This is a genomic window from Oscillibacter sp. PEA192, assembly GCF_003574015.1.
In the GTDB taxonomy this organism is placed as follows: domain Bacteria; phylum Bacillota; class Clostridia; order Oscillospirales; family Oscillospiraceae; genus Oscillibacter; species Oscillibacter welbionis.
The window spans coordinates 107,267-123,341 of sequence record NZ_AP018532.1; the positions used below are offsets into that span (position 1 = coordinate 107,267).

Sequence of the window (16,075 nt, forward strand, 5' to 3'; positions counted from 1 at the left end):
TTCGATGTTTGACTCCATCCGAACCATTCCCGTCCGGGTCCGGCCGCCCTATGATGTGCGCATTGGCAGCGGCCTGCTTGGCCGGTGCGGGGACTATCTGGCCGCGCTGCTGGGACAGCGGAGGATCGCCGTTCTGGCCGACGACACCGTGGCCTCCCTGTACCTGGACACCGTCACCGCCGCTCTGGAGGACGCGGGCTTTGCCGTCTGCTCCCATATCTTCCCCTCCGGGGAGGGGCGCAAGAATCTCTCCACCCTGACAGAGCTGCTGGAGTTCCTGGCGTCGGAGCATCTGACCCGCACGGACTGCGTGGCCGCCCTGGGCGGCGGCGTCACTGGGGACATGGCGGGCTTTGCTGCCGCCGTGTACCTCCGGGGCATCCGGTATGTCCAGCTGCCCACCACCCTGCTGGCGGCGGTGGACTCCTCCGTGGGGGGTAAGACCGCCGTGGACCTGACCGCCGGGAAGAACCTGGCCGGGGCCTTCTGCCAGCCTGCCGCCGTGATCTGCGACACGGACTGCCTGAAGACCCTGCCCCCCGACGTGTTTGCCGACGGGGCCGCCGAGGCCGTCAAGACCGGCGTGCTCTCTGACGAAGCCCTGTTCGCCCTGTTTGAGGACGGCACCCTCACCGCCGACCCCGGCGAGGTCATCGCCCGGTGCGTCGCCTACAAGGCCGGCGTGGTGGAGCGGGACGAGAAGGAGCAGGGGGAGCGGAAGCTTTTGAACCTGGGCCATACTGTGGGCCACGCCATCGAGAAGTGCAGCGGCTATGTTATCCCCCATGGCCACGCCGTGGCGGCGGGGCTGGCCGTCATCGCCCGGGCTGCGGAGGCCCTGGGCTGGACGGAGGAGTCCCTGGCGGCGCGAATCACCGCCTGCCTTTCTAAAAATGGCCTGCCCACCGGGACAGACTACTCTGCTGAAGCCCTGGCGGAGGCAGCCCTTTCCGACAAGAAGCGCGCCGGTGGGGATATCACCCTGGTGGTCCCCCGGAAGATCGGCCATTGCGAGCTGCGGAAGGTCCCGGTAGCGGACCTGCTGCCCATCATCCGGGCAGGACTGGAGGCGTAAATGGACCTTCAAATCACCCCGAAAAAACTCTCCGGCGCCGTGACGCCGCCCTCCAGCAAGTCTCAGGCCCACCGATTGCTGATCGCCGCTGCTCTCAGCGGCGGGATCAGCGTCATCCACGGCCTGGCGGACTCCCAGGACATCCGGGCCACCCGCCGGTGCCTGTCTGCCATGTGTGCCGGGATGGAGGATCTGCCGGATGGCACCCTCCGGGTCCACGGACTGGGAAACGGCATCGTCATCGCACCTCCCTATGCCCTGCTGGACTGCGGGGAATCGGGCTCTACCCTGCGCTTCCTGATCCCCGTGGGCCTGCTGATACAGGGAGAGGCGTCCTTCACCGGCCGAGGCCGGCTGATGGAGCGCCCGCTGAAGCCCTACGAGGACCTGTTCCGGGAGAAGGGCATCGCCTGGAAGCTGGCGGACAACGTCCTCACCGTAAACGGCGGTCGGGGATACGGTACCCTGGCCCTGGACCCGGGGACATACCGCCTGCCCGGCAACGTATCCAGCCAGTTCTTCACAGGGCTGCTGTTCGTCATGCCCCTGCTGGAGGGAGACTCTACCCTGGTGTCCACCACACCCCTGGAGAGCCGGGACTACCTGGAGATGACCCGGCAGGCTCAGGCCGCTGCCGGTGTCACCAGCCGGTGGCTGGACGAAAACACGCTCTTCGTCCCTGGCGGCCAGACCTACCAGTCCTTTGAGGCCACGGCGGAGGCGGACTGGTCCCAGGCGGGGTTCTGGTACGCCGCCGATTTCCTGGACAGCCGTGTGGACATCCGGGGCCTGAATCCCGACTCTGCGCAGGGGGACAAGGCAGTCAGCGAACTTTACTGGCGGCTGGCCCGGCCGGGGGACACGGAGATCGATGTCTCCGGATGCCCCGACCTGCTGCCGCCTCTGGCGGTGATGGCGGCGGCCCGCTCCGGTACCACCCGGTTTGTGAACGCTGCCCGGCTGCGGATGAAGGAGAGCGACCGGCTTTCCACCACCGCCGCCCTGCTGACCGCCCTGGGCGGACGGGCGGAGGAGGGGCCGGACTTTCTGACAGTCCACGGCGGGACGCTCACCGGCGGCATGGTGGACTGCGCCAACGACCACCGGATCGCCATGGCGGCCGCCATCGCCGCCACCGCCTGTACCGGCCCCGTCACGGTGCTGGGGGCCCAATGCGTGCAGAAGTCCTACCCGGATTTCTGGGAGGTGTACAAGAACCTGGGAGGTGATATCCATGTCCTCTGAATTCGGCAGTCTCCTGAAAATCTCTGTCTTCGGCCAATCCCATGGAAGGGCCATCGGCGTGGTGGTGGATGGCCTGCCCGCCGGGGAGGCCATCGACCTGGAGGAGCTGAACGCCTTCCTGGCCCGGCGGAAGCCGGGGAAGAGCCACCTTTCCACCGCCCGGAGGGAGGCCGACGCGCCGGTGTTCCTCTCCGGCCTGGAAAACGGCGTCACCTGTGGAGCCCCTCTGTGCGCGGTCATCGAAAATGGAGACCAGCACTCATCGGACTATGATGCCCTGCAGGACAAGCCCCGGCCCGGCCACGCAGACTACACTGCATTTGTCAAGTGGGGCGGGCAGGCGGACATGCGGGGCGGCGGCCACTTCTCCGGCCGGCTGACGGCGCCCCTGTGTATCGCCGGCGGCATCGCCAAGCAGATTCTCTCCCGCCGGGGCGTATACGTAGGGGCCCACCTCCAGTCCGTGGGGACGGTGGCGGATGCATTATTCCCCCTGCGGCCCACGAAGGAGCTGTTTGACGCCGTGGCTGCCAAGCCATTCCCGGTGCTGGACGACCAGGCGGGGGAGCGGATGCAGGCGCTGATTCTGGAGGCCTGGAAAAATCTGGATTCTGTGGGAGGCGTCGTTGAGTGTGCCGCCACGGGCCTTCCCGCCGGACTGGGGGAGCCCATGTTCGGCGGCGTGGAAAACCGGCTGGCCGCCGCCCTCTTCGGCATTCCCGCCGTGAAGGGCGTGGAGTTTGGGGACGGCTTCGCCGCCGCCCGGTCCCGGGGGTCCGAAAACAACGACCCCTTTGTGATGGAGGACGGCCGGGTGCAGACAGAGACCAACCACGCGGGCGGCATTCTGGGGGGCATCACCAGCGGAATGCCCATCGTCCTGCGGACGGCCATGAAGCCCACACCGTCCATCGCCCAGCCCCAGCGGACGGTCAGCCTGTCCGCCGGAGAGAATGCGGAGCTTGTGATTCACGGGCGGCACGACCCCTGCATTGCCCACCGGGCGGTCCCGGTGGTGGAGGCGGTTACTGCCGCCGTGCTGTTAGATTTATTATTGGAGGGACATCATGGAACTTTCTGAGATTCGAGAGAAGATCGACGCAGTGGACGAGCAGCTGCTGGACCTGTTCCTGCAGCGCATGGACCTGTCCGACGAGGTGGCTGCCTACAAGAATGCGCACCATCTGCCCATTTTGAACAAAGAACGGGAGCGGGCCATCCTGGCCAAGGTGACGGAGAAATCCGGGGAGCGGGAGCGGTATGCCTACCACCTGTTCTCCACCCTGTTCGAGCTGGCCCGGTCCCGGCAGGCAGAGCTGATCTCCGCCCCCACCAAGGTGGCCGCCCAAGTCCGCGCCTCTCTGGAGGCCGGTACCTCGGTCTTTCCCCAGACGGGCCTGGTGGCCTGTCAGGGCGTGGAGGGGGCCAACTCCCAGGTGGCCTGTGACCGGCTGCTGCCCCGGGGCAACATCGTGTATGTGAAGACCTTCCAGGCTGTGGTGTCCGCTGTGGAGTCCGGCCTGTGCAGGTTCGGTGTGCTGCCCATTGAGAACAGCTCCAACGGCTCCGTCCGGGCGGTGTACGAGCTGCTGCAGGACCACAACCTCTCCATCGTCCGGTCCACCCGGCTGTGCATCCGGCACGAGTTGCTGACGCTGCCCGGCGTGAAGATGGAGGACATCACGGAGATCTACTCCCACGAGCAGGCCATCGGCCAGTGCAGCAAGTTCCTGAACAGCCTCAACGGCGTCCGTGTCATCCCCTGCGACAACACCGCCATGGCCGCCAAGATGGTGGCGGAGAAGGGCGACCGCCACGCCGCCGCCATTTCCTCCCACCCCTGCGCGGCGTTGTACGGCCTGACCTGCCTCAACGACAGCATCCAGGACAGCGACAACAACTACACCCGGTTCATCTGCATCACCAAGGATCCGGTGATCTATGCCGGCGCCAACCGGATCAGCCTGATTATCGCCTTTGACAACCGGCCCGGCGCCCTGTATGAAATCCTCTCCAAGCTGGCGGCACTGGACATCAACATGACGAAGCTGGAGTCCTGCCCCGTGGCGGGAAGTGACTTTGAGTTTGTTTTCTTCCTGGAGCTGGACGCCTCCGTCCAGGATCCCAGCGTCCTGGCCATGCTGGAGGAGATGGAGCGCAGCTGTGCCGAGTTCCAGTTCTTGGGCAACTACGCGGAAGTCTGAGCCATGGATGAGCGGATTTACGGCCTGCTGGGCCGGAAGCTGGGCCACAGCTGGTCCGTCCCCATCCATGCCGCCCTGGGCAACGGCGCCTACCGCCTTCTCGAGCTGGAGCCGGATGGACTGGCTCCCTTTCTTCACCGGAAGGACATCGGCGGCCTGAACGTCACCATCCCCTACAAGCGGGACGTGATGCCCCTGTGCGATGAGATCGACCCGGCGGCGGAGGCCATCGGCAGCGTCAACACCATCGTCCGGTGCGCAGACGGCAAGCTGGTGGGCTATAATACGGACATCGACGGGTTCCTCTATATGGCCTGCCGGGCGGGTATCTCCCTGTCAGGGAAAAAAGTCGTGATTTTGGGCAGCGGCGGGGCGTCTCTGACGGCCCAGACCGCCGCCCGGCAGGGGGGCGCGGCGGAGGTTGTGGTGGTATCCCGTTTCGGTCCGGACAACTATGACAACCTCTCTCGCCACGCTGACGCGGAGATCCTGGTGAACGCCACTCCGGTGGGCATGTACCCCGGCAACGGCCAGTCTCCCGTGGACCTGTCCGTATTTCCGGTCTGTCAGGGGGTGCTGGACGTCATCTACAATCCCCGGCGCACGGCCCTGCTGCTGCAGGCGGAGGCGCGGAGCATCCCCTGCTCTGACGGACTGCCCATGCTGGTGGCCCAGGCGGTGGCGGCAGAGGAGCGGTTCTTCAACAGGTCCATTCCCGCCGGTGAGAATGAGCGGATTTTGGTTCAGCTCCGGCGGGAGATGACCAACCTCATCCTGATCGGCATGCCCGGCAGTGGCAAGACCACGGTGGGGGAGGCGCTCTCCCGCCTCACCGGCCGGGAGGCCGTGGATCTGGACCAGATGATCGAAACCACCGCCGGCTGTTCCATCCCGGAGATCTTCCAGCGTGAAGGCGAGTCCGGCTTCCGGGCCCGGGAGCGGGCCGCCGCGGAGGAGGCTGGGAAGCGCACAGGCGTCATCCTCCTCACCGGCGGCGGTATCATCAAGACGGCGGAAAACTACGCGGCCCTCCATCAGAACGGCCGCATCTATCAGCTGGTGCGGGATCTCAGCCTGCTGCCCACCGAGGGCCGGCCCCTGTCCCAGGGGGCGGATCTGGCCGCCATGTGGCGGGAGCGGGCGCCCCTGTACGCCCGATTCCGGGACGTGGAGATTGACAACAGCGGCACGGTGGAGGACACCGCCGCCGCTATCTGGAGGGATTTTTGTGCACATTCTGGTAGTTAACGGCCCCAATATGAACATGCTGGGAATCCGCCAGCCGGAGATCTACGGCCATGAGACCTATGAGGACCTGAAGGCGCTGATCCGGGCGGAGGCGGACCGGCTGGGCGCGTCCGTCTCCTTCTTCCAGTCCAACCACGAGGGGGCCCTGGTGGACGCCATCCAGCAGGCATACTTCGACCATGTGGACGGCATCATCATCAACCCGGCAGCCTACACCCACACCAGTGTGGCCCTGCTGGATGCCGTGAAGGCGGTGGGGATCCCCACGGTGGAGGTCCACGTCTCCGACCCGGACAGCCGGGAGGAGTTCCGCCGTGTCTCCTACATCCGGGCCGCCTGCGCGGCCACCATCCGGGGCCATGGGCTCCAGGGATATGTGGAGGCCCTGCGGTTTCTCTGCGGCGCGGACGCTTGACAAACGGCGGTCTCTGACGGATAATATGCCCATACCCCATTGGGTATCCGGGAGGTGTCGGCATGAGACAATGTATGGATGCGGACAACCTGCACCGGCGGCTGAAGAAGATCGTCGGCCAGGTGCAGGCTATTGACCGCATGGTAGACGAGGACGTGCCCTGTGAGGATGTGCTGTCCCAGATCAACGCCGCCAAGTCCGCCCTCCACAAGTGCGGGCAGGTGGTGCTGGAGGGGCACATCCAGCACTGTGTCCGGGACGGCATCCAGCACGGGGATGCGGACAAGACCATCGAGAGCTTCACCAAGGCGGTGGAGCGGTTCTCCAACATGGGTTGAAGGCAAGGGGATCGGCTGAAAAGCCGATCCCCTTTGTATATGTTACAGGATTTTCTCCAGAGCGTAATTGGTCAATACCTGTCCGCGGCAGGGCACCTGCTGTTCCCGCTCTATCGCATAGCCCCGGCCGAGGAAGAAGGGCAGGGCGGTCTTGGAGGCGTGGACAGTGACGGCGTCCACCCCCAATTCCCGGCAGTGGGCCTCCAGCGCGTCACACAGGGCTGCGGCGATGCCCTGTCCCTGGCAGTCCCACCGGACGAACAGGTGGTCCAGATAACCGGTATCCTCCACATTGCCGTAGCCCACAATCCGCCCGCCCGCCTCTGCTACCAGGGTGTACAGCCGCTGAAACCAGCTGTCCCGTGTCAGCAGATCCGCCTCTCCGGCGGCCCAGGCTTCCACCTGGGGCAGGGTGTAGTCCCGGCAGTTCACCTGCCGAACCGTCTCACCGAACAGGCGGGCCAGAATGGGCAGGTCTTCTGTCCGGTAGCGCCGTAGTCGCATTTCTGTTCTCTCCTTCCTGTTTTGTGGTCATTTTACAGGAAGAATCTGTGTGCCGCAAGGTATTTTGCCTGAAAACGGCGGCACTTTTTCTTGACAGGCATACCCCTATGGGTATAATATACATATACCCCCATAGGTATAAAGAGAGGATGTGAGCCATTTGATCCATACTCTGGAGCGATTTCTGGAGTGGGGCGGCGTGAAGAAGGCCGTGACCTGCCTGGTCTTCTCCGGCATCGCCCTGCTTGTCAGCATCTTCGACCTGCTGCCGCAGCTGCCCTTTGACGCCGCCTGGGCAGCTGTCGTCCTCTGCGGTATCCCCATCATCTTGGAGGCAGTCATCGGCCTGGTGACAGCCTTTGACATCAAGGCGGACGTGCTGGTGTCCATCGCCTTGATTGCCTCCCTCATCATTGGGGAGGACTTCGCCGCCGGCGAGGTGGCCTTCATCATGCAGCTGGGCGCCCTGCTGGAGGATCTCACGGTGGCCCGGGCGCGGGCCGGCATCGAGAAGCTGGTGCATCTGACGCCCCAGACCGCCCGCCGCCTCACCGGCGGCCGGGAGGAGGCCATTCCCGCCGAGCAGGTGGCTGTGGGCGACGTGCTCCGGGTGCTGCCGGGCGAGACCGTGCCAGTGGACGGAGAGATTCTCACCGGACAGACCTCCATCAACCAGGCGGTGATGACCGGCGAGCCCCTGCCTGTGGACAAGGGGCCCGGAGACGAGGTTTCCAGCGGCACGGTGAACCAGTTCGGCGCCTTCGAGATGCGGGCGACGAAGGTGGGGGAGGACAGTTCTATCCAGCGGATGATCCGGCTGGTCCAGTCCGCCGATGCCGGCAAGGCCAGGATCGTGGGGCTGGCAGACCGCTGGGCCACCTGGATCGTAGTGGCGGCCCTGACCGCCGCCGCCTTGACGGGCCTCATCACCCGGGATCCCATCCGAGCGGTGACCATTCTGGTGGTATTCTGCCCCTGTGCCCTGGTGCTGGCCACTCCCACTGCCATCATGGCCGCCATCGGCAACGCCACCAGGCACAGCTTTCTGGTGCGGGAGGGAGACGCTCTGGAACGGCTGGCCTCCGTCTCCCAGGTGACCTTTGACAAAACAGGCACTCTGACCCTCGGCACCCCCCAGGTGAAGCTGGTGGAGAGCCTGCTGCCGGACGTATCCCGGGACGCGCTCTACGCCTGGACTGCGGGGGCGGAGCTCCGGTCCGAGCACCCGTTGGGCCGTGCCGTTGTTCAGGGCTGGCGAGCCGAGACCGTCGCGGCGCCGCCGGAGACAGCGGACTTCCAGATGCTCCCCGGCCGGGGTGTTTCTGCCACTGTGGCGGGTCATCACCTCGTCGCCGGTAACCGGGAGCTGCTGACAGAGGAACATGTCCCCTGGGAATCCTTGTCCCAGGCTGCCGTCCCTGCCCTGGAGCAGGGCTGCACCGTCATCTATGTGGCGGTAGACGGCCGCCCGGCGGGCTTTCTGGCCCTGGCAGACACCCTGCGGCCGGACGCCGCCGGGACCATCCGGGATGTCCGGGCCACCGGCGTGACCCCGGTGCTGCTCACCGGCGACCACGAGAGGGCCGCCCGGCATATTGCCGGAGAGCTGGGCATCGGCACCTTCCAGGCGGAGTGCCTGCCGGAGGATAAGCTAACCTGGATCGACCGCAGCCAGCAGAGCGGCCATCTGGTCTGCATGGTGGGGGACGGCATCAACGACGCTCCAGCCCTGAAGCGGGCCCATGTGGGCATTGCCATGGGCGGCGTGGGCAGCGACATCGCTGTGGACGCCGCGGACATCGCCCTGGTAAACGACGACATCCGGGAGCTGCCCCATCTGCTGGCACTCTCCAAGCGGATGATGCGCACCATCAAGAGCAATCTGGCCTTCTCCATGACCTTGAACTTCATCGCCATCGCCCTGGCTATCACCGGTATCCTGAACCCGGTGGTGGGCGCCCTGGTCCACAACGCCGGGTCCGTGCTGGTGATTGTCAACTCCTCTCTGCTGCTGAAGTGGCGGAAGCGCCCGTGACAGCGGCAGGCCATGGGACAGAAGATTCTGCGCCCTCCTACAGCAAAAAGCCCCCCGGCCTCTGCCGGGGGGCTTTTTAAGTCCTGGCTTCTCACCCCTTCAGGGTGTTCAGCAGGTGCCGGATGTGAATGCTCATGGCGTGGCGGGCGCCAGCCTCGTCCCGCTGCATCAGAAAGTCCAGAATCATGTAGTTGTCCGCGATGGCGATGCTCTGCATGTGCGCCCGATTTACGGAGACCTGCAGGATCTCGTTCACCGCGCCGTTGATGATCGGGTACAGCCGCCGCATATATTCGTTGTGGGAGGCCTTGATGATGGCCATGTGGAACTCCTGGTCCGCCAGGGGCCAGTCTCCGCCCGCCTTTGCGATGCGCTCCATCCGCTCCGCTTTCTGGCGGATCTGCGCCAGTTCTTCGTCTGTGGCACGCTGACAGGCCAGCGCCACGGTGGCGGGCTCAAAGATCAGCCGCATTTCAAACAGGTCCCTGGCCCGGACCCGGGACCGCAGGTTGGACAGCGCCGTCAGATCCACCGCGCTGGCGGGCAGATCCTCCGTGACAAACGTGCCCTTGCCCCGGCGGATCTCCAACACGCCCTGGGCCACCAGAAAGGAGATGGCCTCCCGGAGCGTGGTGCGGCTGACGTGCAGCGCCTCACTGAGTTCGTTTTCATTCGGGAGCTTGCTCCCCGGCGTGAACTGCCGTTCGTCCATGATTAGCTCGCACAGCCGGTCGGCCGTCCGCTCCGACAATTTGACTTTCCGTCCCTCACCCATGCGCATCCCTCCATCATCCGTGGTGAGGTCAGGCATTTCTCCACTGGATTTTCCGGCCAGTACGGAAATGTCCTTGACATCATATCTCTTTTAGAGTACAATGACATCATACAACAAATGAAAAAATAATACAACTATTTTGTGAAAAAATGAGGTGAACCGCTTGTGACGGCCAAGGACATGTTTTCCCACCGCGTCTCGATCCTCACCGGCCACTACGGCACCGGAAAGACGGAGGTCTCCGTCAATCTGGCCCTGGCGCTGGCCGCTGAGGGGGAACAGGTAATGCTGGCGGATCTGGATATCGTCAACCCCTATTTCCGCTCTCGGGAGCGGCGGCCCCTCCTGGAAAAAGCCGGTGTGCGGGTGATTTCCTCCTCCCAGGCCTGTTCGGACGCGGATGTCCCCGCCCTGCCGGCGGAGCTGCTGACCATTCTGGAGAACCGGGAGATCCGGGGCATCCTGGATATCGGCGGCGATCCGGTGGGCGCCCGGGTGCTGGCCCGGTTTCAGCCCAAGATCGTACAGGAGGATTACCAGCTGATCTTCGTCCTCAACGCCAACCGGCCGGAGGTGCGGGATGCGGAGAGCGCCGCCGCCTACCTCCGCTCCATTGAGGCCGTCACCGGCCTCACCTGCTCGGGCCTGGTGAACAACACCCATCTGTGCGGCGAGACCACGCCGGCCGAAATCCGCAAGGGCGCCGCCCTGGCACAAGAGGTTTCCCGGCAGACCGGAATCCCGATCCTCTGCCACACGGCGGAGCGGCGGTTCTTAGAATCCTTGTCAGACCTGGGGGAACCCGTGTTCCCCATTGCCATCAATATGAAAAAGCCGTGGGAGCGCTGACTCCGCGGCAGGAAAAAAGGAGGCATCCTGCAACCATGACAGCAAAGGTAACCTTCAACTCTGACCGGTGCAAGGGCTGTGAGCTGTGCACCACTGTGTGCCCGAAGCACATCGTCGCCATCGATCAGGCCGTCATCAACCGGAAGGGGTATCACCCCGCCCATGTGACGGACATCAGCCAGTGCATTGCATGCGCCAGCTGCGCGAAGATCTGCCCGGACTCCATCATCACTGTGGAAAAATTCTGAGAAGGAGGTCATCGACCGTGGAAAAAGAACTTTGGAAAGGAAATGAAGCCATCGCCGAGGCCGCCATCCGCGCCGGCTGCGACTGCTTCTTCGGCTATCCCATCACGCCTCAGAGCGAGGTCCCGGAGTATATGTCCGCCCATCTGCCCAAGGCGGGCGGCGTGTTCCTGCAGTCTGAGTCTGAGGTTGCGGCCATCAACATGGTGTACGGCGCCGCCGGCGCCGGCATGCGGGCCATGACCTCTTCCTCCTCCCCCGGCATCAGCCTGAAACAGGAGGGCATTACATACATCGCCGGCGCCGAGCTGCCCTGCGTCATCGTCAACTGCATGCGCGGCGGTCCGGGCCTGGGCACCATTCAGCCCGGCCAGGGCGATTACTATCAGGCCACCCGCGGCGGCGGCAACGGCGATTACCGGACGCTGGTCCTCTCCCCCTCCAATGTGCAGGAGGCGGTGGACTTCGTCCAGGAGGCATTTGACATTGCCGACCAGTACCGCAACCCCGTCATGGTGGTTATGGACGGCCTGATTGGCCAGATGATGGAGCCCATCGAGTGGCGTCCTGTCCCCAAGCGGGACCTGCCCCCCAAGGACTGGGCCACCACCGGCCGTAAGGACCGGGACCACAACAACATCATCAACTCCCTGTACATGGATCCGGAGGAGTGCGACCGTCACAACGACCATCTGGCGGAGAAATACGCCCTGATGGAGAAGAACGAGGTCCGCTGGTCCGAGACGGAGTGCGAGGACGCCGAGATCGTCATCACCGCCTACGGCACCCCTGCCCGGATCGCCCTCACCGCCCTTGAGACGCTGCGCGCCGAGGGGCTGAAGGTGGGCCTGTTCCGTCCCATTACCCTGTGGCCCTTCCCGGAGGAGGCCCTGCGCAAGCTCTCCAAGGCCGACCACGTGAAGGCATTTTTGGATGTGGAGATGAGCTCCACCGGCCAGATGATCGACGATGTCCGTCTGTCCGTGGAGGGCAGAAAGCCCATCCATTACCTGGGCCACGCCGGCGGCGTGATGCCCACCGTGGAAGAGATGGTAGAAGCGGCCAAGAAGGCCTTGAAGGAGGGCAAGTGACATGGCGATCGTATATGAGAAATCCCGGGGCCTGACGGACGTGGAGTTCCACTACTGCCCCGGCTGCCACCACGGCATCATCCACAAGCTGGTGGCAGAGTCGCTGGTGGAGCTGGGTCTGCTGGATGACGCCATCGGCGTGTGCCCCGTGGGCTGCTCCGTCTTCGCGTACAAGTATTTCAACTGCGACATGCAGGAGGCCGCCCACGGCCGGGCGCCTGCCGTAGCTACCGGCATCAAGCGCACCCATCCCCATCAGGCGGTGTTCACCTACCAGGGCGACGGTGACTTGGCCTCCATCGGCGCGGCGGAGATCGTCCACGCCGCCATGCGGGGCGAGAAGTTCACGACCATCTTTGTCAACAATGCCATCTACGGCATGACCGGCGGTCAGATGGCCCCCACCACTCTGATCGGCCAGAAGGCCACTACCTGCCAGGAGGGCCGCACCCGGGAGCAGGCCGGTATGCCCATCCGCATGGCGGAGATGCTCTCCACCCTGGACGGCTGCGCCTATGCCGAGCGGGTCTGCGTCACGGATATCGCCAACATCAACAAGGCCAAGAAGGCCATCAAGAAGGCATTCCAGAAGCAGATGAACGGCGAGGGCTTCACCTTTATCGAGGTGCTGTCCACCTGCCCCACCAACTGGGGCATGACGCCGCTGAAGGCCAATCAGTGGCTGAAGGACAACATGGTCCCCTACTATCCTCTGGGTGTCATCAAGGAGACGGCCCCGGAAGGCGCGGAGGTGAAATGAGATGAAAAAAGAGATCGTCATTTCCGGCTTCGGCGGCCAGGGCGGCCTGGCCATCGGCAAGAATCTGGCAGAGGCCGGCATGGCTGAGGGCCTGAACGTTACCTGGGCTCCTTCCTACGGCCCCGAGATGCGTGGCGGCACCGCCAACTGCTCTGTGGTGCTCTCCGACAAGCCCGTGGGATCTCCCGTGTTCGCCCATCCCACCGAGCTCATCGCCCTGAATGAGCCCTCCCTGGTCAAGTTCGAGGAGGGCGTCGTCCCCGGCGGCATGGTATTCGTCAACAGCGACGTGGTGACGGATAAAGTCTCCCGCACGGACCTGACGGCCTACTACATCCCCTGCTCCCAGATCGCCGACGAGGTGGGCAACCCCAAGGTCAGCAACATGGTGATGCTGGGCGCCTATGTGGCCGGCACTAAGGTGCTGAAGGCGGAGACCATCGAGAAGATGATCCAGGAGATGTTCACCGGCGCCAAGGCCAAGTTCGTCCCCCTGAACATCGAGGCGTTCCGCCGCGGCATGGCCTGCGTGCAGTGATTTGTTTCAGAGGGCCGGCGAGTTTGCTCACCGGCCCTCTCTCTTTGGCGGGCCCTGCGCTTTCTGTGCATTTTAACAGTTGACTTTGGCTGTGTATCAGCGTATAAAAGATATCATAGAAGAATATGGCTTTATATTGCGTGGAACGGGACACGCCGCGAAGATCTCTCCCCTCAGAGAGCTGCCGGACGGTGCGAGGCAGCGGGGGCAGCTTTGCTGGCCTCCCCCGGGAGCAGTGGGCGGAACAGAGCTTTCCCAGTACGCCGCACCGGACGCCCTCCGTTATCGGGGCAGACGAGCGGCCGCTGGACCAGCGGCAACGAGAGTGGTACCACGGAAGTTTGACTTTCGCCTCTCCTGTGCAGGGCAGGAGTGCGCGAAAGTCTTTTTGCTATCCCCCAAAACTTCAAACTATTTTTAAGGAGCGATCAATATGCTGGATATTCAAATCACCAAGACCACCAGCCCCAAGGCCAAGCCCGCGGACGAGAGCAAGCTGGGCTTCGGCAAGATTTTCACCGACCACATGTTCGTCATGGACTATGCGCCGGACAAGGGCTGGCATGACGCCCGCATCGTCCCCTATCAGCCCTTCCCCCTGGATCCCGCCTGCGTGATTTTCCACTACGCGCAGGAGATCTTTGAGGGCCTGAAGGCCTACCGGACCGCGGACAACACCATCCAGCTGTTCCGCCCCGACTGTAACGGCCAGCGGATGCAGGACTCCGCTGACCGGATGTGCATTCCCAAGATCCCTGTGGAGGACTTCGTCCAGGCCGTGAAGACCCTGGTGGAAGTGGACAAGGACTGGGTGCCCCATTCTGACGGCGCCTCCCTGTATATCCGTCCCTTTGTATTCGCCACCGATGTGGGCATGGGCGTCCACGCCAGCCGGAACTACACGTTCTGCGTCATCTGCGCTCCCTCCGGCGCCTACTATGCCGAGGGCATCGATCCCGTCCGCATCTACGTGGAGGACGAGTACATCCGCGCCGCGCCCGGCCTGACCGGCTTCACCAAGTGCGGCGGCAACTACGCCGCCTCCATCAAGGCCGGCGAGATGGCCGAGCAGCAGGGCTTCGCCCAGGTGCTGTGGCTGGACGGCGTGGAGAAGAAGTATGTGGAAGAGGTCGGCTCCATGAACATTATGTTCAAGATCGACGGCAAGATCTACACCGCCCCCTGCACCGGTACAGTGCTGCCCGGCGTCACCCGCCGCTCCATCATCGAACTGCTGAAGGACTGGGGCTATGAGGTCTGCGAGGAGCACGTGGCCATCGCCGACATCATGAAGGCCGGCCACGACGGCAAGCTGGAGGAGGTCTTCGGCACCGGCACCGCCGCCGTCGTCTCCCCCGTCAAGGAACTGGACTGGAAGGGCGACAAGGTCTTCATCAGCGGCGGCAAGATCGGCGAGCTGACGCAGAAGCTGTACGACACCCTCACCGGCATCCAGTGGGGCAAGCTGCCCGACACCAAGGGCTGGATCGTCCCCGTGTGCAAGGGCTGAGTTCCCATCGTCAAAAAGAGCGGAGCCGAAAGGCTCCGCTCTTTTCCTGCGTCCCGCTCAGGGCTGCTCCGCTTCATAACGCTTTAAAATGGCGGCCAGAGCCTCAGCCGGGATGTCTCCCACGGGGCGGATCGGCTCCGGATTTTGATCGTAGGGGGCGATGGGCTTTTCAAACCAGGCCACATCCCGCCAGGCGCCGCACTTGTACCCAGTGCTGCGGTAGGTGCCCAGCCGCCGGAAGCCCAGGGCTTGGTGGAGCCCCTCACTCTTTTCATTGGGCACGGTGACGCAGCCGTAGACCGTGCGGATGCCCTGCAGCCGCAGAATGTCTATCAGGGCGCCGTACAGCCGCCTTCCCAGCCCCCGGGAGGTGCATGAGCGGTCCAGATAGACGGACAGCTCCGCATTCCACTGATAGGCGGCCCGCTCCGCCTGGCGGTGGGCGTAGGCATAGCCCACGATCCGCCCCTTCTCCAGGCATACGAGATAGGGATACTCCCGGCCGACGGCGGCGATGCGTCCGGCAAATTCCGCCTCTGAGGGCAGCGCACACTCAAAGGTGATGGGAGTGTCCAGGTATTCTCCGTAGATCTTCAGCAGGGCGGCGCTGTCTGCTGGCGCGGCAAAGCGGAACGCCGGCGCTCCCGGGGCTTCTCTTTCAGCCATCTCCGCCGCCCCTTACGTCCTGGCATGAATCTGGGCGCCGCACTTGGGGCAGGTGATGACGATTTTCCCCTTGCCCACCGGCACCCGGCAGATGGTTTTACAGTTCTTGCAGGTGAAGTATTTGTGGGCCTTGTCCGCATGGCGGGCCTTGGCATTCTGGCGGCTGCTCTTCATCCGCCACATCCAGTTCACCCACCGCTGGTTTTCGCTCCGGCGCTTGGTGAGATTCCGGGAGAAGATGCGGAACAGGGCGAAGGCCCAAGCGGCGATGGACACCAGGTACAGCGCATTCCCCAGCCACAGATGATGGGGGGCCACAAACATGGAGACGAGGTCCAGAACCAGACTTCCCACCACAATGGCCAGGCTCAACTGGTCCACGCCGTTGCGTCCGTACATGAGCCGGGCCAGTGCGTTCCCGATTTTTTGAAAGACTCCCATAGATAAGGACTCCTTTTCCGGCGGCTCCTGCCGCAGGGTGTGATTCTGTCATTATTTTACACGCAAACCCACCGCCGCACAACCGTTTGCGGGCGGAATTTACAAATTGGTCATTTATTTGTTTTGTTCAAAGTGC

General features: G+C 64.0%; 18 protein-coding genes. 14 read left to right on the forward strand and 4 right to left on the reverse strand.

Features of this window, described 5'->3' with window-relative positions; genetic code table 11:
* The first annotated feature begins 4 nt into the window (after window positions 1-4).
* From aroB to DN611_RS00535, 7 genes are all read left to right on the forward strand, one after another.
* Window positions 5-1,075 carry a 3-dehydroquinate synthase gene (aroB, locus tag DN611_RS00505; protein WP_021748002.1) on the forward strand — a complete coding sequence of 357 codons (1,071 nt, stop codon included), beginning with the start codon at window positions 5-7 and terminating at the stop codon, window positions 1,073-1,075.
* Window positions 1,076-2,320, forward strand: a complete 1,245-nt coding sequence (locus DN611_RS00510; protein ID WP_119310406.1) for a 3-phosphoshikimate 1-carboxyvinyltransferase — start codon at window positions 1,076-1,078, stop codon at window positions 2,318-2,320.
* Window positions 2,310-3,401 carry a chorismate synthase gene (aroC, locus tag DN611_RS00515; RefSeq protein WP_119310407.1) on the forward strand — a complete coding sequence of 364 codons (1,092 nt, stop codon included), beginning with the start codon at window positions 2,310-2,312 and terminating at the stop codon, window positions 3,399-3,401. The genes DN611_RS00510 and aroC overlap by 11 nt, the downstream gene beginning before the upstream one ends.
* On the forward strand, window positions 3,388-4,524 hold the full coding sequence (locus DN611_RS00520; protein WP_021748005.1) for a bifunctional chorismate mutase/prephenate dehydratase: 1,137 nt from the start codon (window positions 3,388-3,390) through the stop codon (window positions 4,522-4,524). Before aroC ends, DN611_RS00520 begins: the two co-directional genes overlap by 14 nt.
* Before the next feature lie 3 nt (window positions 4,525-4,527).
* On the forward strand, window positions 4,528-5,772 hold the full coding sequence (locus tag DN611_RS00525; RefSeq protein WP_021748006.1) for a shikimate kinase: 1,245 nt from the start codon (window positions 4,528-4,530) through the stop codon (window positions 5,770-5,772).
* Window positions 5,753-6,187 (forward strand): type II 3-dehydroquinate dehydratase, encoded by a 435-nt coding sequence (gene aroQ, locus DN611_RS00530; protein ID WP_025545245.1) that lies wholly within the window; start codon window positions 5,753-5,755, stop codon window positions 6,185-6,187. Before DN611_RS00525 ends, aroQ begins: the two co-directional genes overlap by 20 nt.
* Window positions 6,188-6,249: 62 nt before the next feature.
* Entirely contained in the window at window positions 6,250-6,525 is a 276-nt protein-coding gene (locus tag DN611_RS00535) for a metal-sensing transcriptional repressor (RefSeq protein ID WP_119310408.1), read from the forward strand.
* Window positions 6,526-6,567: 42 nt separating this feature from the next.
* Here DN611_RS00535 and DN611_RS00540 read toward each other — a convergent pair whose 3' ends face one another.
* Complete coding sequence (locus tag DN611_RS00540; protein ID WP_025545247.1) at window positions 6,568-7,029, reverse strand: GNAT family N-acetyltransferase; 462 nt, start codon at window positions 7,027-7,029, stop codon at window positions 6,568-6,570.
* A 151-nt stretch (window positions 7,030-7,180) separates the two neighbouring features.
* Between DN611_RS00540 and DN611_RS00545 the strand changes: the two genes are divergently transcribed.
* Window positions 7,181-9,064: a heavy metal translocating P-type ATPase gene (locus DN611_RS00545; RefSeq protein ID WP_197714234.1), complete on the forward strand. Its 1,884-nt coding sequence runs from the start codon at window positions 7,181-7,183 to the stop codon at window positions 9,062-9,064.
* Between the two features lie 91 nt (window positions 9,065-9,155).
* Here DN611_RS00545 and DN611_RS00550 read toward each other — a convergent pair whose 3' ends face one another.
* Window positions 9,156-9,839, reverse strand: a complete 684-nt coding sequence (locus DN611_RS00550; RefSeq protein WP_025544674.1) for a FadR/GntR family transcriptional regulator — start codon at window positions 9,837-9,839, stop codon at window positions 9,156-9,158.
* Between the two features lie 165 nt (window positions 9,840-10,004).
* On the opposite strand from DN611_RS00550, the gene DN611_RS00555 reads away from it, so the two are divergent.
* The 6 genes from DN611_RS00555 (at window position 10,005) to DN611_RS00580 (ending at window position 14,832) form a co-directional block, all read left to right on the forward strand.
* The gene (locus tag DN611_RS00555) at window positions 10,005-10,688 is read left to right on the forward strand and encodes a P-loop NTPase (RefSeq protein ID WP_021748013.1); all 684 of its coding nucleotides are present in this window, start codon (window positions 10,005-10,007) and stop codon (window positions 10,686-10,688) included.
* A gap of 35 nt (window positions 10,689-10,723) precedes the next feature.
* Complete coding sequence (locus DN611_RS00560; RefSeq protein WP_021748014.1) at window positions 10,724-10,936, forward strand: 4Fe-4S dicluster domain-containing protein; 213 nt, start codon at window positions 10,724-10,726, stop codon at window positions 10,934-10,936.
* A gap of 17 nt (window positions 10,937-10,953) precedes the next feature.
* A complete protein-coding gene (locus DN611_RS00565; protein WP_021748015.1) occupies window positions 10,954-12,024 on the forward strand; it encodes a 3-methyl-2-oxobutanoate dehydrogenase subunit VorB in 1,071 nt (356 codons plus the stop codon).
* A gap of 1 nt (window position 12,025) precedes the next feature.
* Window positions 12,026-12,784, forward strand: coding sequence for a thiamine pyrophosphate-dependent enzyme (locus tag DN611_RS00570; protein WP_119310409.1), 759 nt, complete (start codon window positions 12,026-12,028; stop codon window positions 12,782-12,784).
* Window position 12,785: 1 nt separating this feature from the next.
* Entirely contained in the window at window positions 12,786-13,322 is a 537-nt protein-coding gene (locus DN611_RS00575) for a 2-oxoacid:acceptor oxidoreductase family protein (RefSeq protein WP_021748017.1), read from the forward strand.
* A gap of 433 nt (window positions 13,323-13,755) precedes the next feature.
* Entirely contained in the window at window positions 13,756-14,832 is a 1,077-nt protein-coding gene (locus DN611_RS00580) for a branched-chain amino acid aminotransferase (RefSeq protein WP_021748018.1), read from the forward strand.
* 57 nt (window positions 14,833-14,889) lie between these two features.
* On the opposite strand, the gene DN611_RS00585 is transcribed toward DN611_RS00580, so the two are convergent.
* Window positions 14,890-15,498: a GNAT family N-acetyltransferase gene (locus tag DN611_RS00585; RefSeq protein WP_119310410.1), complete on the reverse strand. Its 609-nt coding sequence runs from the start codon at window positions 15,496-15,498 to the stop codon at window positions 14,890-14,892.
* Between the two features lie 12 nt (window positions 15,499-15,510).
* Window positions 15,511-15,939 (reverse strand): hypothetical protein, encoded by a 429-nt coding sequence (locus DN611_RS00590; RefSeq protein ID WP_021748020.1) that lies wholly within the window; start codon window positions 15,937-15,939, stop codon window positions 15,511-15,513.
* Between the last annotated feature and the right edge of the window lie 136 nt (window positions 15,940-16,075).

Bases quoted from the DNA above. Each gene is read 5' to 3' on its own strand.
- aroB (WP_021748002.1), top strand. From the start codon at position 5: ATGTTTGACTCCATCCGAACCATTCCCGTCCGGGTCCGGCCGCCCTAT.
- DN611_RS00575 (WP_021748017.1), top strand. From the start codon at position 12,786: ATGAAAAAAGAGATCGTCATTTCCGGCTTCGGCGGCCAGGGCGGCCTG.
- DN611_RS00525 (WP_021748006.1), top strand. From the start codon at position 4,528: ATGGATGAGCGGATTTACGGCCTGCTGGGCCGGAAGCTGGGCCACAGC.
- DN611_RS00535 (WP_119310408.1), top strand. From the start codon at position 6,250: ATGAGACAATGTATGGATGCGGACAACCTGCACCGGCGGCTGAAGAAG.
- DN611_RS00570 (WP_119310409.1), top strand. From the start codon at position 12,026: ATGGCGATCGTATATGAGAAATCCCGGGGCCTGACGGACGTGGAGTTC.
- DN611_RS00580 (WP_021748018.1), top strand. From the start codon at position 13,756: ATGCTGGATATTCAAATCACCAAGACCACCAGCCCCAAGGCCAAGCCC.
- DN611_RS00540 (WP_025545247.1), bottom strand. From the start codon at position 7,029: ATGCGACTACGGCGCTACCGGACAGAAGACCTGCCCATTCTGGCCCGC.
- DN611_RS00550 (WP_025544674.1), bottom strand. From the start codon at position 9,839: ATGGGTGAGGGACGGAAAGTCAAATTGTCGGAGCGGACGGCCGACCGG.
- DN611_RS00585 (WP_119310410.1), bottom strand. From the start codon at position 15,498: ATGGCTGAAAGAGAAGCCCCGGGAGCGCCGGCGTTCCGCTTTGCCGCG.
- DN611_RS00560 (WP_021748014.1), top strand. From the start codon at position 10,724: ATGACAGCAAAGGTAACCTTCAACTCTGACCGGTGCAAGGGCTGTGAG.
- DN611_RS00520 (WP_021748005.1), top strand. From the start codon at position 3,388: ATGGAACTTTCTGAGATTCGAGAGAAGATCGACGCAGTGGACGAGCAG.
- DN611_RS00590 (WP_021748020.1), bottom strand. From the start codon at position 15,939: ATGGGAGTCTTTCAAAAAATCGGGAACGCACTGGCCCGGCTCATGTAC.
- DN611_RS00510 (WP_119310406.1), top strand. From the start codon at position 1,076: ATGGACCTTCAAATCACCCCGAAAAAACTCTCCGGCGCCGTGACGCCG.
- aroC (WP_119310407.1), top strand. From the start codon at position 2,310: ATGTCCTCTGAATTCGGCAGTCTCCTGAAAATCTCTGTCTTCGGCCAA.